This is a genomic window from Streptococcus mitis, assembly GCF_965111725.1.
Lineage (GTDB): Bacteria > Bacillota > Bacilli > Lactobacillales > Streptococcaceae > Streptococcus > Streptococcus mitis_DV.
Map to the genome: position 1 here is coordinate 1,191,921 of NZ_OZ217341.1, position 23,324 is coordinate 1,215,244.

The following is a 23,324-nucleotide window of genomic DNA, read 5'->3' on the forward strand; positions in this document are numbered from 1 at the left end:
TAACTCCTCAATCTATTTTAAATAAACTGGAATTTTAAAAAATTTCTTTGTAGCTGATATCACAAGCGGAAAATACTTCTTTATATCATTTAGGTATATTTTCCCAGGAAAATTACTCAGATATTCCATCAATATAGAAAGTTTTACACTTTCATCAGTAATTAGTTGATAATTCAATGAACTATTGTCCTTAATATAAATAATCTTATCAACTGATTTAATTTGTCTTTCTGATTTTTTAGATATCTTCAATACCTTCCGTTTAATATCATCAAACTCCTCATCAAAATCTTCGTTTTCCCAACAATAGCTCTTATAATATAAATCAAATGGTACTATTCTATCTTCACGGAAAAAACAATATTCATCCCCAATTAATTTAAAGTCTTCATTTTCTGTAAAAAAAGTAGTTTTACCGCTCTTCGACTCACCTAAAATTAAATAAACCTCACCTGTTTTACAACTAACTCCGGTAGAACAGTGAATAGGTAGGAAACCTTTTATTAGAAAGTATTCACTGACTATTGATTCAATAATTTTAATAATTATTGGAAAAGAATGTTTCAAATCTTCAGGCTTTGAGTAATATATGTTAGTCAAGCTACCTCCGTTATCTTTTTCGATGTAAACACAATCATCAATTAAATATACTGTATTTTCATCAATACTTTTACCAATATAAACTGAAGTATTTTTATAGGAAAATAGTGATTCATTTTTTAATTTATTTAAAGTTTCTATTTCTTTAAATAAAAAAAGATGAACTTGAGTAAAATTTGCTACATTAGAGTCATAATTAAAGTATTTATTTAAATGCTGTAAAACTGCAATTTCTTCAGTGGAAAATAGTAGACTCAAATTTTCAATGTGCGAAACAAAAGTGTACGTATTAAGAATGCTTTTTAAATTGATTGGAAATGATAAATCTGCATCAAATGCTTCTATCACTTTTGTTTTAAAAATTATAGGACTTACTTCAAACTTCATAACTATTAATCCATTCTAATATTTTTTTAAATTCAACTAAATTTGGATTCTGAGAAAATCTCAATTTAAAATAATATTGCAATAATTCTTTTTCAAAATATTTTTCAATATAATAAGGGAACCACTTTTGATTTAAAAAAAAGATATTTTTCTTCAATAGGAATCTACAAATCAATGTATCTACCGCATTCTGTATACATATTAAATTTATATACCTATTGTCCGTTGTCGCATCTTTTAATTGTCCTAGCATCTGAAAATTTAGTTTTGTATCTAAAACTCCTATATCCAAATCATAAATATTTTGAGCGATGATTGATTTTATCTCGTCCTTGTTTTGTTCCCAGATGATTCTCCCAGATAGTATCCTTCCACTCAATGTGTTAAAATCAAAAATTCTATTTAAAATTGTATCAGAGAATTCCTCTGATAAGTTCTCTAAATATTTCTTTGACTTAAATACTATATGATATTTTTCTCCATCAATAATTTCAATTATATCATCCGGAGTTCCTGATTCAACAACACCCAATATATCTAAATCACTTTCTTTATTTTGTATATTCAATGTTCTAGACCCATGTAAAATTAAACCAATAATATTAATATTTCTATTCTCAATAATATCTTGTATTTTTGTAATGTTTATTTTTTTCATTGCAAATTCTTTCCTTCAACTCAGAAATCATCAATATTTCTATTGGCGTATCACAAAGTTTTGAAATATTTATATTATCAATTGATTCATTAACAAAAAATTGACGCTCAATAATCTCATATTTCTCACGCTTGCTTAAATGAATTTTTTCATTGTTCTGAGGAATCAGCACAATGATTTTATCTAAGTAGTTAAAACCTTTTTCATTTTCTTTCAATTTTATATCAAGCAAATATTTTGGTAACTCATTTAGTTTTGATTGTATTTTCTTCCAGATAAGTTTTTTTAAACTTGGAAAATAATCTTCGATAGAAGTTTGTTCCAAAGCTAAGTTACGTCCAACGCTGTATATTTTATTATTTTTAAAATATACCAGCTCGTCTGTATATACTTCTCCACCATTCATGTAAAAATATAGAGTCGAAGATGTTTTTCCACAACCTTTGTCACCAATTATCAAATACAACTTCCCTTTATACTTTACCAGAGCTGCATGAATAAAGAAATCATAATCTATTATATTTTCCCTTAAAAATTGCATAAAACTACTTCTATGAAAAGAATACCTCATATTTTCATACACTCTTGATATATCCAGATATTGCCGAATATACTCTGAGGGTACTAGATAATCTTTCTTTAAATCCTCGTAGAATTGCTTCATGAGATAGTTACCTCGCTAAATATAGTAAAAAACTCAATTTCTAAAACAAGAAATTGAGTTAATATTAATTCAACAATCATTCTTAATAGATTAGTTTAGCTCAAAATCCAGTCCATAAGTTTAGTCATTAGATAGTATTTTTTGGCAAGGAAACTACTTTCCCCGTTGTCAAATTCTTCAATAATGTTAAAATTTAAAAGTTCATCAGCTGAAAATTGTGTTTTAGTTTCTTCCATTATTATTCTCCTCTCAAAGTTTGAGTAATTAAATATCCAAAATTGGATGTACTTACTGATTGCTAAATTAATACCATTATCATAATATATTTTTAGAAAATTGTCAATAATCAAAAATAAAAAATTAAAAATTAAAACGCGTAACTTCTAAAACTAACTTCCACCTCTCTCCCAAAACTGGAAGTTAGTCTAAGACGACGAATTATGCTAGAATTTACTCTAAGACGACTCTGTTTTAGGGCTATTTGTCATGCACTTTTTTCTGAGTCTTTTCGATTTTGAACCCTTATATATCAAGAAAAAGAAAACCAGTGGAAGTTAGTCTAAGACGAATTTCCACTGATGTTACGCGTTTTTCTCATACTAAAAGCTAGGTTTGGGGAAACTGGCAGTTAGTTTTAGAAGCTACCTAAATAAATCAGGTCACCTATTTTAAAAAAGCAGCAAACTATAAACTAGTAGGTTCCACACCAAATGTAAACCCATACTTCCCCATAAGTCAGATTTATAGCGCACCATCCCTAAAAACATCCCAAGTGAAACATATAAACACCAAGCTAGAATGGTTCCTGGATGATGTACTAAGGCAAATAAAACGCTTGTCAAAGCAACTCGAATATCTAATTTTCTAACCAAGTTCCATAAAATTTCTCGATACAGAAATTCTTCAACCATACTCGCATTGATTAAGAACAATAAAAATGAAAACCAAGGAACCTGATGTTGTAGGCCAATTAAGTTTGCTTGATTCGTGCTTCCTTGCGCATGGATTAAGCTAAAACATAGACTTATAATCAGTAGGCTAGCTAATCCAATACCAAGCCATTTCATCCTAGATTTCATACTGACCTTATGCGCTTTTTTACGTTGACCATATATCCATAAAAATGAAATGAGTGACGCACCATAGAGAATCTGTAGTATAGTTAACTCACCGATACAAAAAAATTTCAGTAAGTATAGAGATACCAATAAGACATTTACTTGTTGGAATATATAAACTGGAATTATTCTTTTCATAGTTACCTCCGAAATAAATCTTCATAATCTAAATCTAATACCTGCACAATCCTTTCTACCCATGGACTTTGAGGCATTCGTTGTTCCATCTTATAGTGGCGTATCTTTTGATACAAACGATTCAATTCACTTGGATAGTGAAACTCTCCCGCAAACATTTTTCTGGTTAAGTCAATCCAGCTGATATTTCTTTCAGCCAAAATAATGGATAAGTTCTCCCAAAATCGTTCAGCCATATTGCTTCTCCTTTAGTTAGATAAATAATGTGTTTGTGCCATGTAAATCAATTGTTTCGTATCTCTTGGCAATAAAGCTCTAGCTTCCTCCAAATTTAGATTTGGATAAACTCTCTTATTTGAAACCGCAAGAGGAAGTCTGATGGTTAGTTCAGGATTTTTTAAGATCATCTCAACGAAATCCGTTAATCTTAGATTGTCACGGTTCTTAAATCGTAATAAATTGGGAGATAAAAATTCAAAACAATCTGAAGAATAGCTCATCATCTCAATTAATTTGTCCTTTGTTATTTCAGAAACTGAATGGCAAGATACTTCTATGCCGTATTTTTGGAAGAAGTCTAAAAGAAGTTGATTTCTTTGGCTATTTTTACTTAGATAGAGATCAATCATGGGAGACCTCCCAAAGATTCGGTTCCATTTTATATTCTGAGACAATTAAGGAATCTAATAAATTTGAGAAGTTAATCGATTTCTTGTCTTCATCATAAGCTTTTACAGTTACTTGGGTTGTAAGTATTCCCTCTTTTCCCTCGGCTCGATAGCCTTGCCCATATAAAATAAAAACAAGATTCTGATTATCATCTACAAAGGCATCAGCTCCGTTCTTTATATCCTGACTTTCAAGGAATTCCATAATGTTTTGAAGATAGGATTCGTAAAATAGGGGGTAGTTGTGTTTTTTATGATAATCATCTAAAAATGTCACCTCAAACTCACATGGATAATTGGGCATCAAAAATATTTGTTCATCCAGCTGTCTGATTTCTGCATCATGTAATTCTGTTTCTAATTCATCACAATCTAGTATTGACTCTTTATTTAAAGCTTTCATCTTTTTCCTCTATTTCTTTTAATTTCTTTGCGATTGCGGCAATCACAGGAACGGTTACACTATTACCAGCTTGTTTATAAAGCTGACTATTACTAGAGACTTTTCTAGCAGCTTCAAAAGCCCAATCAGGAAAACCCTGCAAGCGAAAACACTCTTTAGGAGTGATTCGTCGTATCCTCAGACGGTAAAATTGTCCATTTATTAAAATACCAGCAACATGGTAAACTTGCTTATCTTCTCCTTCATAGCTAGCCACTACTACTCCCATTTGACCACTAGTTGTTAACGTATTCGCTATACCTTTGCCAACTCTACCACGACGATACTGAGAACTTGGTCTTTCCAAATTGATTGAATCTCCTATTTCTGCTTGAGCATATCCTTTTTTCGTTGCCTCTCGGACTTTTAGAAATTGGATTGGTTCTGGAATCAGTATTTTGGGGATTTTATCTCCACCTTGCATCGTAGTCAGTGTTGGAGATAAGCCCTCACTTCCATAGACGCGACCAGTTTCCTTAAAGCTAGTTGGTAAATCTCCAACAACGACAATACCATGGCGATCCTGAGTATTTAAAGTAAACATTGGCTCTTGATTATCCTTGAAACGTCTACCATTTTGTCTTTTTTCTAATCTGTCTGGTGTCATACAAGGAATCGCAACTTTAAATCCTTCTCCTTTTCCACGAACTAAGGTTGGTGCAAGACCTTCTGAATAATAGACTTTACCACTCATTCCACTTTTTGATGGATTCAAATTCCCTAATGTTTTTAAAATCTCAGAGTTAGTTGCTTGACCTTCTCGTCTGAAAGGAAATAAGAGTCTGGTACCTTTCTTTCTAGAATGTCCGATAATAAACACCCTCTCCCTGTTTTGGGGAACGCCAAAATCCTTACTGTTAAGCACCTGCCACTCAACATCAAACCCCAACTCATCAAGTGTGGTAAGGATTGTGGTGAACGTCCGTCCCTTATCGTGATTGAGTAGGCCTTTAACATTTTCAAGAAAAAGAAAACGTGGTTGGATTTGTTTGGTCGCTCGAGCAATTTCAAAGAACAAAGTTCCTCTAGTATCTTCAAATCCCAATCGTCTTCCTGCGATTGAAAATGCTTGACAAGGGAATCCCCCACAGATGACATCGACTTTCCCTCTAAGTTTTTTAAATTCGTCATCTGAAACATCTCGTATGTCATGAAATTCTATTTCTCCTTCCGTTTGAAAAATGGACTTATAAGATTTCCTAGCAAATTTATCAATCTCACAAAATCCAATACACTCGTGTCCGACACTTTCCATTCCAAGTCGAAAGCCACCGATACCTGAAAATAAATCAATAAATTTCATTTCTTTATCACCCCTTTCTGATCGATTATCAATGTCCAAAGAGTCATACCGCTTGAAATTAAAATGAGCAAAACTAATATCCACTCGATTGACGACATTTAACCACCTCCTTTTCTAACACGGTTATTCCAAACGGAATACAAGCCGTTAAACACAAATTCAGCAAGTACTTCCGCTCTTCTAACAAAGCGAACATTGTCAAGAGCATACTGATAGATTCTCTCAAAATCAGTCATAGCAATTTCACTGGCTGTTTCAGAAAATCCCTCTCGTCTAAATTGATCTTGTACCAATCCCCAAATATAATCTCGATCATATTTTGTGACCTTTTCTACTTTTCTTTTCAAGATAGGTTGAGTATTCCTATCCTCCTCATCCTCAATAAATAAAGATTCAGTCTCACTAATTTCAGTCTCACTAACTTCAGTCTCACTAGGGGCTGAATATGAGACGGGGGCCGTTTCATTTTCAACCTGCCCTAGTCTTTTTTTAACACTAGGCCTGTTTGAACTAGCTACTGGGGTAGAAGATAATTCCCCTAAATAAATCTTATTAGCAAGTCTCCCTTTCTCACTTGAAGACTGTTGAACTTCGTCAATTAAGTCATATTCTTTAAGAGTTTTTTTTATGGACAGTAATTTGGACTTCGAACAACCTAACAGCTTCATCAGTTTAGAATTAGAAAATACTAAATAGACCGCCCCTTCTTCATCTATCCATCCACGACTGAGAGATAATTCTAAACGATCTTTTAAAATAGAATAAGCTACCTTTACTTCTAGTTTCATATCCATATATTTCTCGTCCTCAAAAAGAATTTTAGGTAATTTATAATACCGTTCTGAAGTTTGGTATTGATTTGCGGTAATTCGTTTCATAACGCTCCTCCAAGCTCTTTGAGTATTAAATCTCCACTTGATTCCAATCGAACCAAGCCATTTTTTTCTAATTCAGCCATAAGAGAGATGGCTTCAACAATGTCAATTCCCATTTCACGTACTAAAAATGAAATGACAATATAGCGTGATGATTGTAATTCTTTTGTCATTTTCCCTCCTGAAAATAAAAAAAGGAGAACAATATATAATTGTTCTCTCTTTAGATAAATATTTATTGTTGTATTCATTTTTCCGATGCGCAAACGACATCTACAAATACATATACATCTATGTGCCTTTTTAGGACTTTTTTGACGTCAAAATTGCCTTTATCTACAAAGACAAAATGCTTGTAAAATAGCTTAAAATCAAGGATTTTCACCCTTTTTTTCGTTGTAGCAACACTACACACTCCACGTGATGCGTCTGAGGAAAAAGATCCACCGGCTGGACTTTCTTCAACTCGTATCCCAATTCTTGGTAGAGTTTGATATCACGCGCCATGGTTGCGACATTACATGAGATATAGGCGATGCGATCAGCTCCTGTTTGGGCGCTTGCTTTGATAAAGCTTTCTGTCAAGCCCTTGCGTGGAGGATCAACCAAGATAACGGTTGGTTGAATTCCTTCCTTGAGCCAATTCTTCATGGCATTTTCAGCTGTGTCACAGACATAGTGAGCATTTGAGATATTGTTGAGTTGAGCATTCTTCTTGCTATTCTCAACCGCTTCTGAAATCACTTCGACACCATAGACTTCCTTGACATGTTTCGCAACTGAGAGGCCAATCGTCCCGATACCAGAATAGGCATCAATAACCACATCATCTTCTTTTAATTCAGCAAAGTCAATGGCTGTTTGATAAAGTTTTTCAGCCATTTCAGTATTGACTTGGTAAAAAGCGGGTCCAGCGATTTGGTAGTCATTTCCCAACATCTGGTCAGTGATAAAGTCTTGTCCATAAAGTGTGCGCCATTCCTTACCAAAAATAGCATTAGTGTTCTGGTCATTGATATTTTGCATAACAGACACAATCCTTGGGAACTGCTTGATGATTTGTTCAATCAATTGGTCAACACGAAAAACTTTGGGACGAGTTGTTACCAAAATAACCATGATTTGCCCTGAATAGTGTCCACGACGCACCACAAGGTTCCGAATCAAGCCAGCTTGTTCCTTTTCATCATAAGGTTTCAAATCATAACGGCGGAGCAAGTCGCGTAGGGCTACTACTACCTCGTCAATCACAGGATCTTGGATAAAGAAATCTTCCAGAGGCATGAGGTCGTGCGAATTCTTACGGAAAAATCCAGTTTCTAAGACACCATTAACACGACGAACAGGCACCTGTGCCTTGTTGCGGTACTTGACTGGATTTTCCATGCCAAGTGTTTCAGCAACCTCTACATCAGCAATCCCAGCAATCTTGTATAGACTGTCCTTGACTTGCTTGGTTTTAAATTTGAGCTGTTCTGAATAGGCAAGATGACCTAAATCCGCGATTCCTGAACGTAGGTAAGCCAAATCCAAATCTTGATTACGGTGTGGTGATTGAACAAGGTATTCTTCAACCTTCCCAAAACCAATCTTTTTATTAACCTTTAGGACACGCATAAGGATTTTTTCAATCGGTAAAGCATTCTCAACAAAAAATACCAAACCATCTACCTTGGCCACCCCGGCCCCTTCGTGAGTCAAGTCAACAATTTCAACTTCTACAATATCATTTTTCTTTAACATTCTCTTCTCTTTCTATTGACCGACAAAAAAGACGGCAACGTTACGGTTACCATCTATTATACCATGAAATTTCTTAAGAACCAAAACTCTTGAAGAAGTTGACAATGGCTTGCCAGAGGGAGCTTAAGAAGTTACCACCTTCTTCTAGTGCCTTATCAGCATCAAAGTTAAGGTTAATATTTTTAAAACTGTCGCCAGCTTGTGAAACAATACTTTGTTTAAGGTCATTCAGGGTTTTAGTGAAGTCTGCATTGCTGAGGATATCACTTTTTGAGAGATTCAAAGCAAAATTGATGATGATATTGATCTGGTTTCCTGTTATAACCTGATCAAGTTTGTAGTTTTTTAAGGTATCTTCAACGATTTTACGGACATCTTCCTCCGTCAGATTTCCCTTGCTTTCTTTAGCTTTGGCGAGTCCTGACTTGATATCTGCTAGGGCAACATTTAATTTATTAGCATCATAGCCTGTCTTGTCCTTGTTTTCAGCATTGATATCAGACAAAGCCTTCAACTCTTCTTGAGCCAAGTCTTTATTGGCTTGTGGCACCTTGGCTCCATTAGCCTCTAGCGAATAATAAATCCCTGCTAGGGCGCTCTCACCTGTAACTGGGATAGGGGCTGCTACAGTGATTTTGGCGTGTTCTACTCCTAAAGTTACGGCTGCATTGCGGTACATATCCTGCGTCACCTTAGTAATGTTTTCTGGTGTTTCAATCTTTACCTCAAGTGGTGATTTGTCACCTAGTTTTTGAATCTTGGCTGATGAATACAACTGTAAGCTAGAGTCATTGGCCACATTCATAATCTTAGAATAGACATCAGGTGTCATGGTCTTGAGTTCTTTGGTGTCTGTGGAGGCATTGTAGCCTAGTTTTTTTAGGGTTTGATTTTTTTGGTCGTCAGATAGTGATGAACCTAGGACATATTCAGGTTGGACATAGGTTTCATCGATGACTTTTTGAACATCTGTTGCTGCATGGGCGCTATTCATAGCTGTTACCGCCCACAAGACCGCAGCACTAGTCAGAAAGAGTTTCTTTCTCATAGGGAATTTCCTCCTTTACCTTTCTAGAGTAATATATCTATCTTAAAGAAAACTTATAACAAAAACATCTGGACTAGCCAGATGTCGAAAAGAGAGTGAAACATTTGATGATGTAAAGGTTGAGTTGCACCTGTCTAGAATAATAATAGTTTCCTCCATTTACATAGAGTTCTGCACCGTGAAAAACGGAAATGGGGTGAATATAACTATAAGTCTTTCCAGTGGTATTACCAAGCAAGGGAGCAACAGTCTCACGAGAGTACTGTTTGGCCAGAGCCAAGGTATTTTCCTTGCCATTTTGGGCGATAAAATCGATATAGGCAGGTCCAAAATTATAGGCTTGAACAGCCGTCCAGACATCTACCCCCTTCTTCTGGGCCAGATAGAGATTGTCTGTCAGAGTTTGAACGCCTTGCCGAATGCTAGAGGCGTTATCATTGATGGTATTGGTTGAACCACTTGCAGACTCACTAGACTGCATAACATCGCCTTCTTTTCCTTTTGTTTCAGTATAAATCATAGCGAGCACAAGCTCTTCGTTTGCTGGAGTGTCTTTTTCACTCAAAATTTCTCGCACCATGGGTTGATAGGTCATGACTTGCTTGACATCTTGGTGAACGTGGTAAGCTTTATAGCCAGCAAAAAGGAAGACTGCTAGTACAAGCACTCTTCGAATTCGTTTAAACATTATTTACTTTGGATATCCTCGATATTTTTGATTAAGATAGAGTAGGTTCCATTTTCGTTTTGGATAAACTCAACAGACTCGGCGTCTTGATAGACGTTATTGGGAACGATGAGCTCAATTCCATTTGACAAGGAGAGTTTTTGGTTTTCAAATTTCTTTAATTGGCGACTGGCATCAATTTCATCAAATTGAACTGGTTCTGGTACGATTTCTTTGACTTGGTCAATAAAGCTCAAACGAGCCGTCAGGTTGTTATCAAAAAGGTCATTAGCCAATTTTTCAGGTGACAACTCATTGCTTTCTTCCAGATTGTTAAAAATCGCTGATTTGACCTTGGATTGAAATTGAAAATCATCTGTATTAAAAGATTCGGCAATTCTCTGGGCTGTCTTTTCCAGTTCCTTGATGGATTTCTTGGGTGAAATCTTAGGAGCGACAGCAAGAAGATTGTCTGAAAAGTAGTTCAAAAAAGTTCCATTGTACTTGATTCGTTTCTCGATCAGGTGGTACTTGCGACTTTGAAGATTGACGACCAAGGCCTCGTCAGCACCCGTTCCAAATCCAGGCAGGTTATTCTGAGTCAGCTTGATTGGATTATCAACTTCTCCTCCGAGGTGGGTCAAGGTCTCGCGCAGGGCAATTCTCAAAAAAGCGAAATGTTCTACACCTTCTTTAGAAAATTGCACAAAAATCAAGTCATTGGTCTTGAGATTTTCTGAAATGCTGAACTCCTCTTTCCAGAGATTAGCCAGCTTTACTGATGTCTCCAACAAATCGTCTGTGATATGATTGAAGAAGGGATTTTCTTCCTCGAAAATCCCAGTCTTGGCTTCATCTGAATACACACGTTCAATTTTTCTACGCAGGTATTCTTCGATTTTTGGAGTAATATTGAGAAGCTTATCCGCTAGGAACAGCTCGGTATCATCCGGACTGAACTGGTGAATAATGGCTTTCTTAATATAAATGTCCATAAAAGTTTTAGTCCTCGTATAATGGGAAGGCATCTGTCAATTCTTTAACTTCACTTCTCACTTCTTCTAAGACAGCTTCATTTTCTGCATTTTTAAGGGTTTTAATGATGAGTTCAGCCACTTTGCGACTTTCTTCTTCACCAAATCCACGTGCAGTAATGGCTGCAGATCCGATACGAATCCCACTTGTCTTGAATGGTGACAAGGTTTCGTAAGGAATTGAGTTTTTATTTAGGGTAATATTGACTTCATCCAGCAAGTTTTGAGCAACTTTTCCGTTTTCTACAACCTTAGTCACATCCACTAGGAAGAGATGGTTTTCAGTCCCGCCAGAAATAATACGGAAATCAGGGTCTTGCAAGAAGACATCTGCCATAGCCTTGCTGTTCTTGATAACATTAGCAGCATATTCCTTGAAGGCTGGATCCAAAACTTCTTTGAAGGAAACAGCTTTAGCCGCCACAACGTGCTCCAAAGGACCACCCTGAATACCAGGGAAAATAGCTGAATTGATTTTCTTAGCTAAGTCTTCATCATTGGTCAAAATCAAACCACCACGAGGTCCACGAAGGGTTTTGTGAGTCGTTGTTGTAGTGATATGAGCGTATGGTACTGGACTTGGGTGAAGACCAGCAGCAACCAAACCAGCGATATGAGCCATATCTACCATGAGCTTAGCTCCAACAGCATCAGCAATTTCACGGAATTTTGAAAAGTTGATAATTTGAGAATAGGCTGAAGCACCTGCTACGATCAATTTTGGTTTTACTTCTTGGGCTTGTTTCAAGATAGCATCAAAATCCAAGAGTTCCGTTTCAGGGTCAACACTGTAAGACACAAAGTTGTAGGTTTGACCTGAGAAGCTAACTGGAGCTCCGTGGGTCAAGTGTCCACCTGCTGCCAAATCCATCCCCATCACCGTATCACCTGGCTCAATCAAGGCCATGTAAGCTGCACAGTTGGCTTGGCTTCCTGAGTGTGGTTGGACATTGGCAAATTTTGCACCGAAAATTTCTTTTGCACGTTCAATGGCTAGAGATTCTACCACGTCTACTACATCTGTTCCACCATAATAACGGCGTCCTGGGTAACCTTCGGCGTATTTATTCGTCAAGATAGACCCTTGAGCTGCCATAACAGCCTTGGAAACTACGTTTTCCGAAGCAATCAACTCAATGTTGTTTTGTTGTCGTTCTTCTTCTTTGGCAATAGCATTCCAGAGATCAGCATCGTATGCTTTAAAATCATCTTTGTCAAAAATCATAGGTCTTCTCCTTTATTGTGTGACTAGTCCATTAGTTTAATTTTCTTACTTAGAAAATTAAACTAAAAGATGCGAATAAACCGTTTCTGCATTTTATCACAAGTATAACCAACTTTTTCATAAAATGCATGAGCACCCAGACGATGATCGGCAGAGTTTAAGCGGATAAACCCATAACCACGTCTTTTTGCTTCTTGCTCCAACCCTTGTAATAAGCTTTTACCAATACCTTGACCTTGCGCTTGAGGTGAAACTGCTAAGGCTAAAATATTAAATCCTGCTTTAGAATAAAGTGATTCATAGACCTCAGCGTGGACATATCCAAGTAAGACATGACTAGCTTCATCCTCATAAGCAAGTAGGAAATGATGTGAATCCTGAGATAATCTAGCTAGTTGACTAGCTGTGTCCTCTGGACTAAAAGAATAACCCAAAGCCTCTTGGTTGATGTCACAAATAGCTTTCACATCAGTTTCTCTTAAATCTCTTAGCATCTCATTCCTCCTCAAAAGAAATCTCTGGCAACCGAGCAAGAATATCTTCTCGCTTAATGGCCCCTTGGCGTAAGATTTTCACCTTGTCTCCAGACAAGTCCAAAATAGTTGAATCCTGTCCAGTTAGAAAAGCATCGTCTTCCAGACCCAGAACCTCTTGGTCAAAATCCTCTAGAATTTGATTAAAGGTCACTCCACTTGCCTGACCTGAAATATTGGCAGACGGCCCAATCAAGGGACCTGTCTCTCGAATCAAATCAAGGGTAATGGGATGACTTGGTATCCGAAATCCAACAGTCGCGAGGCCAGAATTGACCCAATAGGGAACTCGGTCATTGGCTTCAAGGATAATGGTCAAGGGACCTGGTAAAAAGGTCTCTACAAGTTTTTGAAGATAAATTGGCTGATTCTTTGAAAAGTGCAAGATATCCTCTAAAGAGGCAATATTGAGATTGAGTGCCTTATCTCTGGGACGACGTTTGAGTTGGTAAACATGGTTAACTGCTTTTTCGTCTAGCGCCTTGGCAAAAAGACCATAAACCGTCTCTGTAGGCAGAACGACTGCTCCGCCCTTTTCCAACTCTTGTCTAATCCTGTCCATCACCAACCACGACCATCCTATCTTGACCAAATTGGTCCTTGAGTGTTCGTACTCGCTTTTCAGGAAGATGTTTCCTAAAAAGTTCAGGAACACTTTGACCTTGCTTGTATCCAATTTCAACGTAAATCTTACCACCATCTTTGAGATAGTCTTTTGCATCTTCCGCAATTCTACGGTAAATAGCTAGGCCATCCTCATCTGCAAATAGAGCTAGATGAGGCTCCGAATGCAAAACATTCAAGCCGACCTCTGACTCATCTTCACGAGAGATATAGGGTGGATTGGAAACAATTATATCATATTTTTCAGAAATTTCTGTAAAACAGTCAGATTTTTTTAAAAATATTTGAAGATTTTGATTTTTAGCATTTTCGCTGGATACATCTAAAGCATCTTGGGAAATATCTGCTGCTGTCACTGACCAATCTGGTCTGTTTTTTGCTAAGGCGAGAGCAATAGCTCCACTACCTGTTCCAATATCCAGAACTGAAAAATTCGTCTCAGGATTTTCAGCTAGGATAAGCTCAACCAATTCCTCTGTCTCTGGACGAGGGATCAATACTCGTTCATCCACTTTTAGCTGCATTCCATAAAAATCTGCCTGTCCAATGATATACTGTGCCGGTTTATGAGCTGCTAACTGTTGAAAAATTCCTTTTACAAATTGTTTTTCTTCCTCTGTTACCTCTTTCTGGAGGGCAAAAACAAAGTCTGTAAAAGATAGATTTTTCAGGCTACGATAGACAAAAGAGAGGCTTTCAGCTTCCTCTCCTTGTCTTATCAATTCTTCTTCAAAATCTGAAAATAATTGAGCTAATTTCATTATTTGTTTAATTCTTCTAATTTTTGTGTTTGGTCATAAAGAACCAAGGCATCCACAACTTCGTCCAATTTACCAGACAAAATGGTATCTAGTTTTTGGAGAGTCAAGCCGATACGGTGATCTGTGACACGGTTTTGTGGGAAGTTATAAGTACGGATTCGTTCTGAACGGTCACCAGTACCGATTGTTGACTTACGCTCAGCGTCTTGTTCGTCTTGTGCAATCTGAGCAAAGTGGTCAGCAACACGCGCACGAATGATTTTCATGGCTTTCTCACGGTTCTTCTGCTGGGTACGTTCTTCCTGCATCTCAACCTTGATATTGGTTGGCAAGTGAACTATACGAACGGCAGTCGCAACCTTATTGACGTTCTGTCCACCAGCACCAGAGGCGTGATAGATGTCGACACGAAGGTCTTTTGGATCAATGTCGTATTCAACCTCTTCAACTTCTGGCATAACAAGAACTGTCGCTGTCGAAGTATGAACACGGCCTTGACTTTCTGTCACAGGGACACGTTGCACACGATGGGCTCCAGACTCATACTTAAGTTTAGAGTATACAGATTGACCAGAAACCATGGCAACCACTTCTTTGAAACCACCGACACCATTCATAGAAGCCTCCATGACTTCAAAGCGCCAGCCTTGGGCTTCCGCATACTTTTGATACATAGTTAGAAGGTCTCCGGCGAAAAGTGCTGCTTCGTCACCACCAGCAGCTCCACGAATTTCAAGGATGATGTTCTTGTCATCGTTTGGATCCTTTGGAAGGAGCAAAATTTTCAATTTCTCTTCGTATTCTTCTTTTTCAGCCTTGGCATCTTTGAGTTCTTGCTTGGCCATTTCTTCCAAGTCCGCATCTCCGCCTGATTCCTTAATCATCTCTTCAGCATCAACGATGTTTTGAAGGACTTGTTTGTATTCACGGTAGGCTGTTACTGTGTCACGAGTTGAAGCTTCTTCTTTTGAAAGTTCCATGAAACGCTTGGTGTCCGAAACCACATCTGGGTCACTGAGCAACTCTCCTAATTCTTCATAACGGTCTTCTACTGCTTGTAGTTGATCATAGATGTTCATTTTTCTTCATTCTCCTTATTGATTTCAGGCGCAAAATAATGTTTACGGCAAACTGAGATATAGGTTTCGTTACCACCGATTTGAATCTGCTCACCATCATAAACGGGCAGTCCATCCTGTGTTCGCAAAACCATAGTCGCCTTTTTCTTACAATACTGACAGATTGTCTTGATTTCGTCAATCTTATCTGCTAAGAGCAAGAGATATTTGGAACCTTCGAATAGTTCATTGCGAAAGTCATTTTTCAAGCCAAAAGCCATGACAGGTATGTCTAACTCATCAACAACACGAGCTAGATCGTAAACATGGTGACGCTTGAGAAACTGGGCTTCATCGACCAAAACACAGTAAGGCTTTTCTGGTAGGTCTCGGATATAGCCAAAGATATCCGTCGTCTCCTCAATCGCAAGAGCAGGGCGTTTCATACCGATTCGACTCGACACATAGCCAACACCGTCACGCGTATCCAGAGCCGAAGTCATAATCACAACACCTTTGCCTTGCTCCTCATAGTTATAGGCCACCTTGAGAATCTCAATCGTCTTACCAGAGTTCATGGTCCCATAACGATAATACAACTGTGCCATGTTTCTTGCTTCACGTCCATTTCTAAATTTTTGCTACATTCTAGTATATCATAATTTTCTTAAGCTTTAAACGGCAAAATGTGGTAAAATAGAAGAAATCAAAACTAGTGGAGGAAGCTATTATGCCATTTGTACGCATCGATTTATTTGAAGGACGCACGCTCGAGCAAAAGAAGGCTCTTGCTAAGGAAGTAACGGAAGCTGTTGTCCGTAACACTGGAGCACCTCAATCTGCTGTCCATGTCATCATCAACGACATGCCTGAAGGAACTTACTTCCCACAAGGAGAAATGCGCACCAAATAAACTAGCTTAAGCAGAATTGCTTAGGCTTTTTCAATCTCCAAGTAGCATTCATTGAAGAAATAGCCTAAATTTGTTACAATTTGAAAAGAGACTTGGAAAAATTTCCAATAAAAGAGCTATTTATTAAAGGAAACATTATGATTACACGTGAATTTGATACCATCGCTGCTATCTCTACTCCACTAGGTGAAGGGGCTATTGGTATTGTCCGCCTAAGCGGAACAGAAAGTTTTGCTATTGCGCAAAAGATTTTTAAAGGAAAAGACTTGAACAAGGTTGCCAGCCACACTCTCAACTACGGTCACATCGTTGCCCCTCAGACAGGAAAAGTCATGGACGAGGTTATGGTTGGAGCCATGAAGTCTCCAAAGACCTTCACTCGTGAGGATATTATCGAGATTAACACCCACGGTGGGATTGCGGTGACTAATGAAATTCTCCAACTAGCTATCCGTGAAGGAGCTCGATTGGCTGAACCTGGTGAATTTACTAAACGGGCCTTTCTAAACGGTCGTGTAGATTTGACACAGGCTGAGGCAGTGATGGACATCATCCGTGCCAAGACTGACAAGGCCATGAACATTGCAGTTAAGCAATTAGACGGCTCCCTTTCTGACCTGATTAACAATACCCGTCAAGAAATCCTTAACACACTTGCCCAAGTTGAGGTCAATATCGATTATCCTGAGTACGACGATGTTGAGGAAGCCACTACTGCTGTTGTCCGAGAGAAGACTATGGAGTTTGAGCAATTGCTAACCAATCTCCTTAGGACAGCCCGTCGCGGTAAAATCCTTCGTGAGGGAATTTCAACGGCTATCATCGGCCGCCCCAATGTTGGGAAATCAAGCCTCCTCAACAACCTCTTGCGTGAGGACAAGGCTATCGTTACAGATATTGCTGGTACTACTCGAGATGTCATTGAAGAATACGTCAACATCAACGGTGTCCCTCTCAAATTGATTGATACAGCTGGTATCCGTGAAACGGATGACATCGTGGAACAAATAGGTGTTGAGCGTTCGAAAAAAGCTCTTAAGGAAGCTGACTTGGTTCTGCTAGTACTAAACGCTAGCGAGCCCTTAACCGCCCAAGACCGCCAACTCCTTGATATTAGCCAAGATACAAACCGCATTATACTTCTAAATAAGACCGACCTTCCAGAAGTTATTGAAACCTCTGAACTTCCAGAAGATGTCATCCGTATTTCAGTCCTTAAAAACCAAAACATCGATAAGATTGAAGAGAGAATCAACAACCTCTTCTTTGAAAATGCTGGGTTGGTTGAGCAAGATGCTACTTACTTGTCAAATGCCCGTCACATTTCCTTGATTGAGAAGGCCGTTGAAAGTTTGCAAGCTGTTAATGAAGGTCTTGAACTGGGGATGCCTGTTGATTTACTTCAAGTTGATTTGACTCGTACTTGGGAAATCCTCGGAGAAATCACTGGAGATGCTGCTCCTGATGAACTTATTACCCAACTCTTTAGCCAATTCTGTTTAGGAAAATAAGAAAAATCCATGATCGTTCTTGCGGTCATGGATTTTATTGTCTTATTAGTAATCTGGTCTAAGGACACCTGTTACGGTTGCCTTGGTCGCTTCGTAGTCGCCATCTACGACAACCTTGATAATGCGTTTGGCATCTTCTTCTGGTGCTGGAACAAGAGGTAGACGAGTTGGACCAGCTTCAAATCCCATATAGTTAAGAACAGCTTTAACTGGAGCAGGACTTGGATAAGAGAAGAGGGCATTAACCTTAGGAATGAATTTACGCTGAATAGCTGCAGCTTTCTTCATATCGCTTTCTGCAATGGCCGTAAACATTTCGTGCATCTCATCCCCATTTGTATGAGAGGCAACAGAAATAACCCCATCCGCACCAAGGTTCATGGCATGGAAAGCATCTCCATCCTCACCTGTATAAATCAAGAATTCCTCAGGTTTGTGCTCAATCAAGTAAGCCATATTAGCCAAGCTAGTACATTCTTTAACACCAATGATATTTGGATGATCAGCCAAACGAAGCATGGTTTCTGGAGTTAATTCTACCACTACACGCCCTGGAATGTTATAGATAATAATTGGTAGATCAGAAGCATCAGCAATGGCCTTAAAGTGCTGATGCATTCCTTCTTGAGAAGGTTTGTTGTAGTAAGGAACAATAGCAAGCCCAGCAGCAAAACCACCAAATTCTGCTACTTCTTTGACAAACTCGATCGAGTCACGCGTATCATTGGTACCCACACCCGCAATCAAAGGAACTCGTCCATTGACAATCTTTTGTACAGCCGCAAACAACTCCAACTCCTCATCGTGGGTCAAAGTTGGACTCTCAGCAGTGGTCCCTGCGAGAAGAATTCCATCTGTATGATGGTCCAATAAATGCTCAATCAAGGCTGGAATAGCATCAAAGTTGATGGAACCATCCTCGTGGAAGGGAGTAATAAAGGCTGTGATGATTTTACACTCTTTTAAATCTTGATAAGACATGAAAACACCTCTCTATTTCAAAGAAGGAGTTCATCTGAACTCCTAAATTATATGACTATTTTAATTCAAATTTCAATTCAGCTGTTGGACGAACCAAGCCACGTTCGTGAAGAGTTTCTGCAATCTGAACTGAGTTCCAAGCAGCACCTTTGAGAAGGTTATCTGAAACAACCCACATGTGGATTCCTTTTTCAGCATCCAAGTCTTTACGGATACGACCAACAAAGGTATCACGTGAACCCACTGCATTGATAGCTTGAGGATAGATTTGATGAGCTACATCATCTTCAAGAACAGCACCTGGGAAGGCTGCGATAGCGGCTTTTACTTCTTCAATTGGAGCCACTTCTTTTGTTTCGATATAAACAGACTCAGAGTGAGCTGATAAGACTGGAATACGAACACATGTTGCTGAAACGGCAATACTATCATCTTCCATGATTTTCTTAGTTTCCTTGGTCATCTTCATCTCTTCGTATGTGTAATCATTGTCAGTGAAGACATCGATTTGTGGAAGAGCATTGAAGGCGATAGGATAGTGTTTCTTGTCCCCACCTGAAGGCAAGATTTCGGCATGTAAATCACGTGGAGTTACACCATCATTCAAGACTTCACGAAGTTCACGTTGTGTCTCAAGAATTGCTCCCATACCAGCACCTGAAACGGCTTGGTAAGTTGAAACAATGATACGGTCCAAGCCCCATTTTTGGCGAACTGGCTCAAGAGCCACCATCATTTGGATTGTTGAACAGTTAGGGCAAGCAATAATCCCGTTGTGGGCATCAAGTGCGTGAGCATTGACCTCTGGAACAACCAAAGGAACGTCTGGATTTTGACGGAAGTAAGATGTGTTATCTACTACCACCGCTCCAGCTTTAACTGCGTATGGTGCATACTTAGCTGAGGTAGAACCACCTGCTGAAAAGAGAGCAATGTCAACACCTTCAAAAGCTGTTTCAGTCGTTTCTTCAATCGTAATATCTTGATCTTTAAACTTCAAAGTCTTGCCTGCTGAACGTGTAGAAGCAAGTAAACGAATTTTATCGATTGGAAGTGTTGATTCTTCCAACATTTTTATCATCTGAGCACCGACAGCACCTGTCGCGCCGACTACAGCAACTGTATATCCCATAAATAACCTCTTTCGGAATTTTCTAAAAATTTCTATAATAGAAGTATTATACTACTTTTTCCATGAATTGCAAAGCTTTTTCATCATTTTTTGAAAAATAAAAATCCCCAGTCGCTAGACTAGGGACTAAGAGGCATCTTCATGTGATGAGCAGGTTCACACAACTCATCAAGGTCCGCTCCTGCGTTATGACCTCCTTATGCTCAATAGTAGTCCGAAGACTACCTATCGACTCATCGCATCTATTATATTACTAGAGATAATTGGTTTTGTCAATAATAAATTTTTGCAGTCTGACTTTTATTATACAAAAGTCAGAATTTTTTCTCGCGAGCATAAGAAAAAACTCTTGTATTCAAGAGTTTCCCTGTAAATATCATGCTAATTGCCGGGATTGAACCGGCGACCTCATCCTTACCATGGATGCGCTCTGCCAACTGAGCTAAATCAGCTTACTTGAAAAGTATACTATAATCAGAAAAGCTTGTCAAGTTTCCTTAGAAATTTTCCATAAGAAAAAGCCAGGTAAAGGCTACCTAGCTTGTCCTGTTCTATTTGTTCAAATCGATTCGACGACCAATTTTACCAATAATAATCGCTCCAATAGTCAATGAAGCAAATTCACCGATCCCTGTTGTAAACCAAGTAAGGAAGAATGGTAATTCTGCTACAATATTTAACTCTGCAGCGATAGTAAACATGGAAATTGAAAAGAGGATTGAAAAGAAGAAATGATCTTTTCGAATCAATCCGTTAAAGAGGTAATCCTTGCTGTATTTTGCAAAAAGCCAAACACCTAAACTGAGGAATACCAAGGTTGATCCGCCACCAACAAAGACATCTAGTAGTCCGAAGCTAAAGAAATTAGCAATCATACAACCGATGGTAACTCCGATGATGTACTTAGGATTGTAAAAAGCCATAAAGTTCATCATTTCTGAAATACGGAACTGATAAGCACCATAGCTAATGGCATTTAGGGGCGGTGTGACAGTCAAAACGACATAAATAGCAGCAACGATTGCAATGTCTGCAACATCACGAATAGTTAATTTTTTCATCTTTTCTCCTTTGGCGGTTGCCCGCGTGTAATATGCTTGGTGAAAGAAGCTAAGCACCAAGGGTTGCTTTATTCAACCTTACTAGTATAGCATAATAGCCTTCTTTATGCTATACTTAACACATGAAAATTCCTATTCAAAAAATTTTTAACAATGAAATCTTAGCCTATCTCTTTTTTGGCCTTGCAACAACTCTAGTTTCGATTCTCTCACGACTAGTCATTTATCAACTAAGTCATCAGGAACTCCTTGCTACTGCCTTAGCAAATAGTATTGGTATCCTATTTGCCTTTATCACAAATGATACGATTGTATTTAAGCAAGCAAGGAAGAATCGGCTTATTCGTTTAGTGAAATTTTCTCTTGCTCGCCTTTCTACTTTTCTGTTAGACTTGTTTTTAACTTTTCTCTTTGTAACCCAATTTCCTCACATCATAGGTCAATTCGTAAATGAAAACATTGATAAGATAAATGCTATTGAAACAATAATTGCACAAATACTCATTATTATCATCAATTATATCTTGAGCAAGGTCTATATTTTTAGAAAATAATGTTCCATTTATGAGCCTTTTAATTGCCTTCTATAATGATTTAGGATACAATGAAACACGAAACGTTGAAAGGAAAACAGTATGTTAAAAAATCTAAAATCATTCTTGCTTCGAGGAAATGTTATTGACCTTGCTGTCGGTGTTGTCATTGCCTCTGCTTTTGGTGCTATCGTTACTTCACTTGTAAACGACATTATCACTCCTCTTATTTTAAATCCAGCTTTGAAAGCTGCTAAAGTCGAACGTATCGCTCAACTTTCTTGGCATGGAGTCGGCTATGGTAACTTTTTAAGTGCTATTATCAATTTTATCTTTGTGGGTACCGCCCTCTTCTTTATTATCAAGGGTATTGAAAAAGCACAGAAACTGACTGGCATAAAGGAAGAAAAAACTGACGAAAAAAAACCAACCGAATTGGAAGTACTTCAAGAAATCAAAGCGCTTCTTGAGAAAAAATAATCGTTTAAAAGGATCTAGCACAAAGCTAAATCCTTTTTTCTTTACTCTTTGGGTAACTTGCCTGCTTTCTCAAGCATCTTCTTGATAAGATAAGGCATCTTGACATTTTCCCGACCTTTTTTCTCAATCAGTTTTTTCACAAATTCCGGCATTTGTAAATCTTCAGATTCAGCCAAAATATTTTTCGTCTCATCTGAAGGAACTAACTCATCAAAGGTTTCTTCTTCTGGGAGAAATTCCTTAAATTCTTGATGTTCATTAGCTCTGACTGTATTAACCAAGGCATCAATCAAACGAGAATCCGTATTGGGCATTGGTGGACGATGGTAGGTAACACCCAATTCCTGACACAAGTCATAACATTCCACATCATTATCAAATAAAACTTCAATATGCTCGCTAATGAAGCTGATAGGAACAAAAATATAATGGTCTGGATGTTCTGTCTGTTCTCTGAGATATTCCAAAACATCTGGCTTAATCCATGGAATTCCGATATCACTTTCACTCTGCCAAGTATTGGTATATTGCTCGGAACTCAAACCCAGTTTTTCAGCGACTAACTTGCTATTTTCAAAAATTTGGTCGATATAAGGATCACCAAAGTCCAAGGCAAAAATAGGCACACTATGGGCAGAAAAGATGACTTTAAAGCTATCCTGCTTTACTTCTTCCTTTAAAATCTTAGCAATTTCATCTGCCCAATAGTTTAAGAGCGCTTCTTCCTGATACCAGTCCTTAATGACCAAAAATTGAATTTGCTTGCTTTCTAAAAATTTCTCATAACCCATGATAGAGTAGAAAGAATAATGGGGCTCCAAAATCAAGCAAATACACTGTTCAATGCCGTCTGCTTCCATCTGACCAATCACATCTGTAATAAAAGGTCTGGAAAATTTATTGGCAAAATAGACACTATATTCATTCCCCAGCCTAGCTTCTACCAAGGCAACCTCTTCACGGGTAATTTTTTGCAGAGGAGTACCTCCAATTCGCACATAATTATCATAAAGAGTTTGAATCTCATGGTCTTGAGGTCTCACTCCACGACGAATATTTGTGAAAAAATCAGCTACACCTTCAAAGGTAATCTCTTCTGGTGAACCAAAGGTCATCATTAAAATTGCTTTTTTCATAATCGCTTCCTTGTGATGTTTTTATCAAGTT

General features: G+C 38.0%; 29 protein-coding genes, 1 tRNA gene and 1 riboswitch. Of the genes, 4 read left to right on the forward strand and 26 right to left on the reverse strand.

Annotated elements, in window-relative coordinates; genetic code table 11:
* Nucleotides 1-12: 12 nt before the first annotated feature.
* The 21 genes from ACLV7Q_RS05870 to ACLV7Q_RS05970 form a co-directional block, all read right to left on the reverse strand.
* Nucleotides 13-987, reverse strand: a complete 975-nt coding sequence (locus tag ACLV7Q_RS05870; RefSeq protein WP_218758051.1) for a phosphoenolpyruvate carboxykinase (ATP) — start codon at nucleotides 985-987, stop codon at nucleotides 13-15.
* The gene (locus ACLV7Q_RS05875; RefSeq protein WP_218758052.1) at nucleotides 977-1,645 is read right to left on the reverse strand and encodes a hypothetical protein; all 669 of its coding nucleotides are present in this window, start codon (nucleotides 1,643-1,645) and stop codon (nucleotides 977-979) included. Before ACLV7Q_RS05875 ends, ACLV7Q_RS05870 begins: the two co-directional genes overlap by 11 nt.
* The gene (locus ACLV7Q_RS05880; RefSeq protein ID WP_218758053.1) at nucleotides 1,605-2,186 is read right to left on the reverse strand and encodes a hypothetical protein; all 582 of its coding nucleotides are present in this window, start codon (nucleotides 2,184-2,186) and stop codon (nucleotides 1,605-1,607) included. Before ACLV7Q_RS05880 ends, ACLV7Q_RS05875 begins: the two co-directional genes overlap by 41 nt.
* 218 nt (nucleotides 2,187-2,404) lie before the next feature.
* Nucleotides 2,405-2,545, reverse strand: a complete 141-nt coding sequence (locus ACLV7Q_RS05885) for a hypothetical protein (protein WP_218758054.1) — start codon at nucleotides 2,543-2,545, stop codon at nucleotides 2,405-2,407.
* Between the two features lie 432 nt (nucleotides 2,546-2,977).
* Nucleotides 2,978-3,565: a CPBP family intramembrane glutamic endopeptidase gene (locus tag ACLV7Q_RS05890; protein ID WP_261203300.1), complete on the reverse strand. Its 588-nt coding sequence runs from the start codon at nucleotides 3,563-3,565 to the stop codon at nucleotides 2,978-2,980.
* Between the two features lie 2 nt (nucleotides 3,566-3,567).
* Nucleotides 3,568-3,801, reverse strand: a complete 234-nt coding sequence (locus tag ACLV7Q_RS05895) for a hypothetical protein (RefSeq protein ID WP_000840768.1) — start codon at nucleotides 3,799-3,801, stop codon at nucleotides 3,568-3,570.
* 12 nt (nucleotides 3,802-3,813) lie between these two features.
* Nucleotides 3,814-4,194, reverse strand: a complete 381-nt coding sequence (locus tag ACLV7Q_RS05900) for a hypothetical protein (protein ID WP_218758109.1) — start codon at nucleotides 4,192-4,194, stop codon at nucleotides 3,814-3,816.
* On the reverse strand, nucleotides 4,187-4,636 hold the full coding sequence (locus ACLV7Q_RS05905) for a hypothetical protein (RefSeq protein ID WP_218758110.1): 450 nt from the start codon (nucleotides 4,634-4,636) through the stop codon (nucleotides 4,187-4,189). Before ACLV7Q_RS05905 ends, ACLV7Q_RS05900 begins: the two co-directional genes overlap by 8 nt.
* Nucleotides 4,620-5,978: a DNA (cytosine-5-)-methyltransferase gene (gene dcm / locus ACLV7Q_RS05910; protein WP_218758111.1), complete on the reverse strand. Its 1,359-nt coding sequence runs from the start codon at nucleotides 5,976-5,978 to the stop codon at nucleotides 4,620-4,622. Before dcm ends, ACLV7Q_RS05905 begins: the two co-directional genes overlap by 17 nt.
* Nucleotides 5,979-6,076: 98 nt before the next feature.
* Nucleotides 6,077-6,856 (reverse strand): replication initiator protein A, encoded by a 780-nt coding sequence (locus ACLV7Q_RS05915; protein ID WP_261266927.1) that lies wholly within the window; start codon nucleotides 6,854-6,856, stop codon nucleotides 6,077-6,079.
* Nucleotides 6,853-7,026 (reverse strand): hypothetical protein, encoded by a 174-nt coding sequence (locus ACLV7Q_RS05920; RefSeq protein WP_000159601.1) that lies wholly within the window; start codon nucleotides 7,024-7,026, stop codon nucleotides 6,853-6,855. Before ACLV7Q_RS05920 ends, ACLV7Q_RS05915 begins: the two co-directional genes overlap by 4 nt.
* Nucleotides 7,027-7,234: 208 nt before the next feature.
* On the reverse strand, nucleotides 7,235-8,596 hold the full coding sequence (rlmD, locus tag ACLV7Q_RS05925) for a 23S rRNA (uracil(1939)-C(5))-methyltransferase RlmD (protein WP_218757114.1): 1,362 nt from the start codon (nucleotides 8,594-8,596) through the stop codon (nucleotides 7,235-7,237).
* 73 nt (nucleotides 8,597-8,669) lie between these two features.
* Nucleotides 8,670-9,644, reverse strand: a complete 975-nt coding sequence (locus tag ACLV7Q_RS05930; protein WP_218757115.1) for a DUF1002 domain-containing protein — start codon at nucleotides 9,642-9,644, stop codon at nucleotides 8,670-8,672.
* 73 nt (nucleotides 9,645-9,717) lie between these two features.
* Nucleotides 9,718-10,332: a cell wall hydrolase Pmp23 gene (pmp23, locus tag ACLV7Q_RS05935; RefSeq protein ID WP_218757116.1), complete on the reverse strand. Its 615-nt coding sequence runs from the start codon at nucleotides 10,330-10,332 to the stop codon at nucleotides 9,718-9,720.
* Nucleotides 10,332-11,306, reverse strand: a complete 975-nt coding sequence (locus ACLV7Q_RS05940) for a nucleoid-associated protein (RefSeq protein ID WP_218757117.1) — start codon at nucleotides 11,304-11,306, stop codon at nucleotides 10,332-10,334. The genes pmp23 and ACLV7Q_RS05940 overlap by 1 nt, the downstream gene beginning before the upstream one ends.
* Nucleotides 11,307-11,313: 7 nt before the next feature.
* Nucleotides 11,314-12,570 (reverse strand): serine hydroxymethyltransferase, encoded by a 1,257-nt coding sequence (gene glyA, locus ACLV7Q_RS05945; RefSeq protein ID WP_218757118.1) that lies wholly within the window; start codon nucleotides 12,568-12,570, stop codon nucleotides 11,314-11,316.
* A gap of 62 nt (nucleotides 12,571-12,632) precedes the next feature.
* On the reverse strand, nucleotides 12,633-13,064 hold the full coding sequence (locus ACLV7Q_RS05950) for a GNAT family N-acetyltransferase (protein ID WP_218757119.1): 432 nt from the start codon (nucleotides 13,062-13,064) through the stop codon (nucleotides 12,633-12,635).
* 1 nt (nucleotide 13,065) lies between these two features.
* A complete protein-coding gene (locus ACLV7Q_RS05955) occupies nucleotides 13,066-13,665 on the reverse strand; it encodes an L-threonylcarbamoyladenylate synthase (protein WP_218757120.1) in 600 nt (199 codons plus the stop codon).
* Nucleotides 13,652-14,488: a peptide chain release factor N(5)-glutamine methyltransferase gene (prmC, locus tag ACLV7Q_RS05960; RefSeq protein WP_218757121.1), complete on the reverse strand. Its 837-nt coding sequence runs from the start codon at nucleotides 14,486-14,488 to the stop codon at nucleotides 13,652-13,654. Before prmC ends, ACLV7Q_RS05955 begins: the two co-directional genes overlap by 14 nt.
* The gene (prfA, locus tag ACLV7Q_RS05965) at nucleotides 14,488-15,567 is read right to left on the reverse strand and encodes a peptide chain release factor 1 (RefSeq protein ID WP_001028815.1); all 1,080 of its coding nucleotides are present in this window, start codon (nucleotides 15,565-15,567) and stop codon (nucleotides 14,488-14,490) included. Before prfA ends, prmC begins: the two co-directional genes overlap by 1 nt.
* Nucleotides 15,564-16,154: a thymidine kinase gene (locus ACLV7Q_RS05970; RefSeq protein WP_000068143.1), complete on the reverse strand. Its 591-nt coding sequence runs from the start codon at nucleotides 16,152-16,154 to the stop codon at nucleotides 15,564-15,566. The genes prfA and ACLV7Q_RS05970 overlap by 4 nt, the downstream gene beginning before the upstream one ends.
* 122 nt (nucleotides 16,155-16,276) lie before the next feature.
* On the opposite strand from ACLV7Q_RS05970, the gene ACLV7Q_RS05975 reads away from it, so the two are divergent.
* Nucleotides 16,277-16,459, forward strand: coding sequence for a 4-oxalocrotonate tautomerase (locus ACLV7Q_RS05975; RefSeq protein ID WP_001117401.1), 183 nt, complete (start codon nucleotides 16,277-16,279; stop codon nucleotides 16,457-16,459).
* Between the two features lie 137 nt (nucleotides 16,460-16,596).
* Complete coding sequence (gene mnmE, locus ACLV7Q_RS05980) at nucleotides 16,597-17,970, forward strand: tRNA uridine-5-carboxymethylaminomethyl(34) synthesis GTPase MnmE (RefSeq protein WP_218757122.1); 1,374 nt, start codon at nucleotides 16,597-16,599, stop codon at nucleotides 17,968-17,970.
* Between the two features lie 45 nt (nucleotides 17,971-18,015).
* Here mnmE and dapA read toward each other — a convergent pair whose 3' ends face one another.
* From dapA to ACLV7Q_RS06000, 4 genes are all read right to left on the reverse strand, one after another.
* Nucleotides 18,016-18,951 carry a 4-hydroxy-tetrahydrodipicolinate synthase gene (gene dapA / locus ACLV7Q_RS05985; protein ID WP_218757123.1) on the reverse strand — a complete coding sequence of 312 codons (936 nt, stop codon included), beginning with the start codon at nucleotides 18,949-18,951 and terminating at the stop codon, nucleotides 18,016-18,018.
* Nucleotides 18,952-19,006: 55 nt separating this feature from the next.
* Complete coding sequence (locus ACLV7Q_RS05990) at nucleotides 19,007-20,083, reverse strand: aspartate-semialdehyde dehydrogenase (RefSeq protein ID WP_218757124.1); 1,077 nt, start codon at nucleotides 20,081-20,083, stop codon at nucleotides 19,007-19,009.
* Between the two features lie 379 nt (nucleotides 20,084-20,462).
* Nucleotides 20,463-20,535 (reverse strand) — tRNA-Thr (locus ACLV7Q_RS05995).
* A 99-nt stretch (nucleotides 20,536-20,634) separates the two neighbouring features.
* Nucleotides 20,635-21,144, reverse strand: a complete 510-nt coding sequence (locus tag ACLV7Q_RS06000; RefSeq protein ID WP_218757125.1) for a QueT transporter family protein — start codon at nucleotides 21,142-21,144, stop codon at nucleotides 20,635-20,637.
* Nucleotides 21,142-21,238: riboswitch (PreQ1 riboswitch) on the reverse strand. (Overlaps the previous gene by 3 nt.)
* A gap of 28 nt (nucleotides 21,239-21,266) precedes the next feature.
* Between ACLV7Q_RS06000 and ACLV7Q_RS06005 the strand changes: the two genes are divergently transcribed.
* Nucleotides 21,267-21,698 (forward strand): GtrA family protein, encoded by a 432-nt coding sequence (locus ACLV7Q_RS06005; protein ID WP_218757126.1) that lies wholly within the window; start codon nucleotides 21,267-21,269, stop codon nucleotides 21,696-21,698.
* Between the two features lie 81 nt (nucleotides 21,699-21,779).
* Nucleotides 21,780-22,157: a large conductance mechanosensitive channel protein MscL gene (gene mscL, locus ACLV7Q_RS06010; RefSeq protein WP_000916792.1), complete on the forward strand. Its 378-nt coding sequence runs from the start codon at nucleotides 21,780-21,782 to the stop codon at nucleotides 22,155-22,157.
* Between the two features lie 41 nt (nucleotides 22,158-22,198).
* Here the strand turns inward: mscL and hemH are convergent, their stop codons facing one another.
* Nucleotides 22,199-23,293: a ferrochelatase gene (gene hemH, locus ACLV7Q_RS06015; RefSeq protein WP_173307174.1), complete on the reverse strand. Its 1,095-nt coding sequence runs from the start codon at nucleotides 23,291-23,293 to the stop codon at nucleotides 22,199-22,201.
* Nucleotides 23,294-23,324 lie beyond the last annotated feature (31 nt).

Excerpts from the sequence above, each read along its gene's own strand:
- ACLV7Q_RS05900 (WP_218758109.1), bottom strand. The coding sequence starts at position 4,194 with ATGATTGATCTCTATCTAAGTAAAAATAGCCAAAGAAATCAACTTCTT.
- ACLV7Q_RS05955 (WP_218757120.1), bottom strand. The coding sequence starts at position 13,665 with ATGGACAGGATTAGACAAGAGTTGGAAAAGGGCGGAGCAGTCGTTCTG.
- prmC (WP_218757121.1), bottom strand. The coding sequence starts at position 14,488 with ATGAAATTAGCTCAATTATTTTCAGATTTTGAAGAAGAATTGATAAGA.
- ACLV7Q_RS05940 (WP_218757117.1), bottom strand. The coding sequence starts at position 11,306 with ATGGACATTTATATTAAGAAAGCCATTATTCACCAGTTCAGTCCGGAT.
- rlmD (WP_218757114.1), bottom strand. The coding sequence starts at position 8,596 with ATGTTAAAGAAAAATGATATTGTAGAAGTTGAAATTGTTGACTTGACT.
- ACLV7Q_RS05970 (WP_000068143.1), bottom strand. The coding sequence starts at position 16,154 with ATGGCACAGTTGTATTATCGTTATGGGACCATGAACTCTGGTAAGACG.
- prfA (WP_001028815.1), bottom strand. The coding sequence starts at position 15,567 with ATGAACATCTATGATCAACTACAAGCAGTAGAAGACCGTTATGAAGAA.
- ACLV7Q_RS05950 (WP_218757119.1), bottom strand. The coding sequence starts at position 13,064 with ATGCTAAGAGATTTAAGAGAAACTGATGTGAAAGCTATTTGTGACATC.
- ACLV7Q_RS05890 (WP_261203300.1), bottom strand. The coding sequence starts at position 3,565 with ATGAAAAGAATAATTCCAGTTTATATATTCCAACAAGTAAATGTCTTA.
- dapA (WP_218757123.1), bottom strand. The coding sequence starts at position 18,951 with ATGTCTTATCAAGATTTAAAAGAGTGTAAAATCATCACAGCCTTTATT.
- mscL (WP_000916792.1), top strand. The coding sequence starts at position 21,780 with ATGTTAAAAAATCTAAAATCATTCTTGCTTCGAGGAAATGTTATTGAC.
- ACLV7Q_RS05905 (WP_218758110.1), bottom strand. The coding sequence starts at position 4,636 with ATGAAAGCTTTAAATAAAGAGTCAATACTAGATTGTGATGAATTAGAA.
- ACLV7Q_RS05875 (WP_218758052.1), bottom strand. The coding sequence starts at position 1,645 with ATGAAAAAAATAAACATTACAAAAATACAAGATATTATTGAGAATAGA.
- ACLV7Q_RS05880 (WP_218758053.1), bottom strand. The coding sequence starts at position 2,186 with ATGCAATTTTTAAGGGAAAATATAATAGATTATGATTTCTTTATTCAT.
- ACLV7Q_RS05915 (WP_261266927.1), bottom strand. The coding sequence starts at position 6,856 with ATGAAACGAATTACCGCAAATCAATACCAAACTTCAGAACGGTATTAT.
- ACLV7Q_RS05975 (WP_001117401.1), top strand. The coding sequence starts at position 16,277 with ATGCCATTTGTACGCATCGATTTATTTGAAGGACGCACGCTCGAGCAA.
- ACLV7Q_RS06000 (WP_218757125.1), bottom strand. The coding sequence starts at position 21,144 with ATGAAAAAATTAACTATTCGTGATGTTGCAGACATTGCAATCGTTGCT.
- glyA (WP_218757118.1), bottom strand. The coding sequence starts at position 12,570 with ATGATTTTTGACAAAGATGATTTTAAAGCATACGATGCTGATCTCTGG.
- ACLV7Q_RS05930 (WP_218757115.1), bottom strand. The coding sequence starts at position 9,644 with ATGAGAAAGAAACTCTTTCTGACTAGTGCTGCGGTCTTGTGGGCGGTA.
- ACLV7Q_RS05885 (WP_218758054.1), bottom strand. The coding sequence starts at position 2,545 with ATGGAAGAAACTAAAACACAATTTTCAGCTGATGAACTTTTAAATTTT.
- ACLV7Q_RS05990 (WP_218757124.1), bottom strand. The coding sequence starts at position 20,083 with ATGGGATATACAGTTGCTGTAGTCGGCGCGACAGGTGCTGTCGGTGCT.
- ACLV7Q_RS05895 (WP_000840768.1), bottom strand. The coding sequence starts at position 3,801 with ATGGCTGAACGATTTTGGGAGAACTTATCCATTATTTTGGCTGAAAGA.
- pmp23 (WP_218757116.1), bottom strand. The coding sequence starts at position 10,332 with ATGTTTAAACGAATTCGAAGAGTGCTTGTACTAGCAGTCTTCCTTTTT.
- hemH (WP_173307174.1), bottom strand. The coding sequence starts at position 23,293 with ATGAAAAAAGCAATTTTAATGATGACCTTTGGTTCACCAGAAGAGATT.
- ACLV7Q_RS06005 (WP_218757126.1), top strand. The coding sequence starts at position 21,267 with ATGAAAATTCCTATTCAAAAAATTTTTAACAATGAAATCTTAGCCTAT.
- mnmE (WP_218757122.1), top strand. The coding sequence starts at position 16,597 with ATGATTACACGTGAATTTGATACCATCGCTGCTATCTCTACTCCACTA.
- dcm (WP_218758111.1), bottom strand. The coding sequence starts at position 5,978 with ATGAAATTTATTGATTTATTTTCAGGTATCGGTGGCTTTCGACTTGGA.
- ACLV7Q_RS05870 (WP_218758051.1), bottom strand. The coding sequence starts at position 987 with ATGAAGTTTGAAGTAAGTCCTATAATTTTTAAAACAAAAGTGATAGAA.
- ACLV7Q_RS05920 (WP_000159601.1), bottom strand. The coding sequence starts at position 7,026 with ATGACAAAAGAATTACAATCATCACGCTATATTGTCATTTCATTTTTA.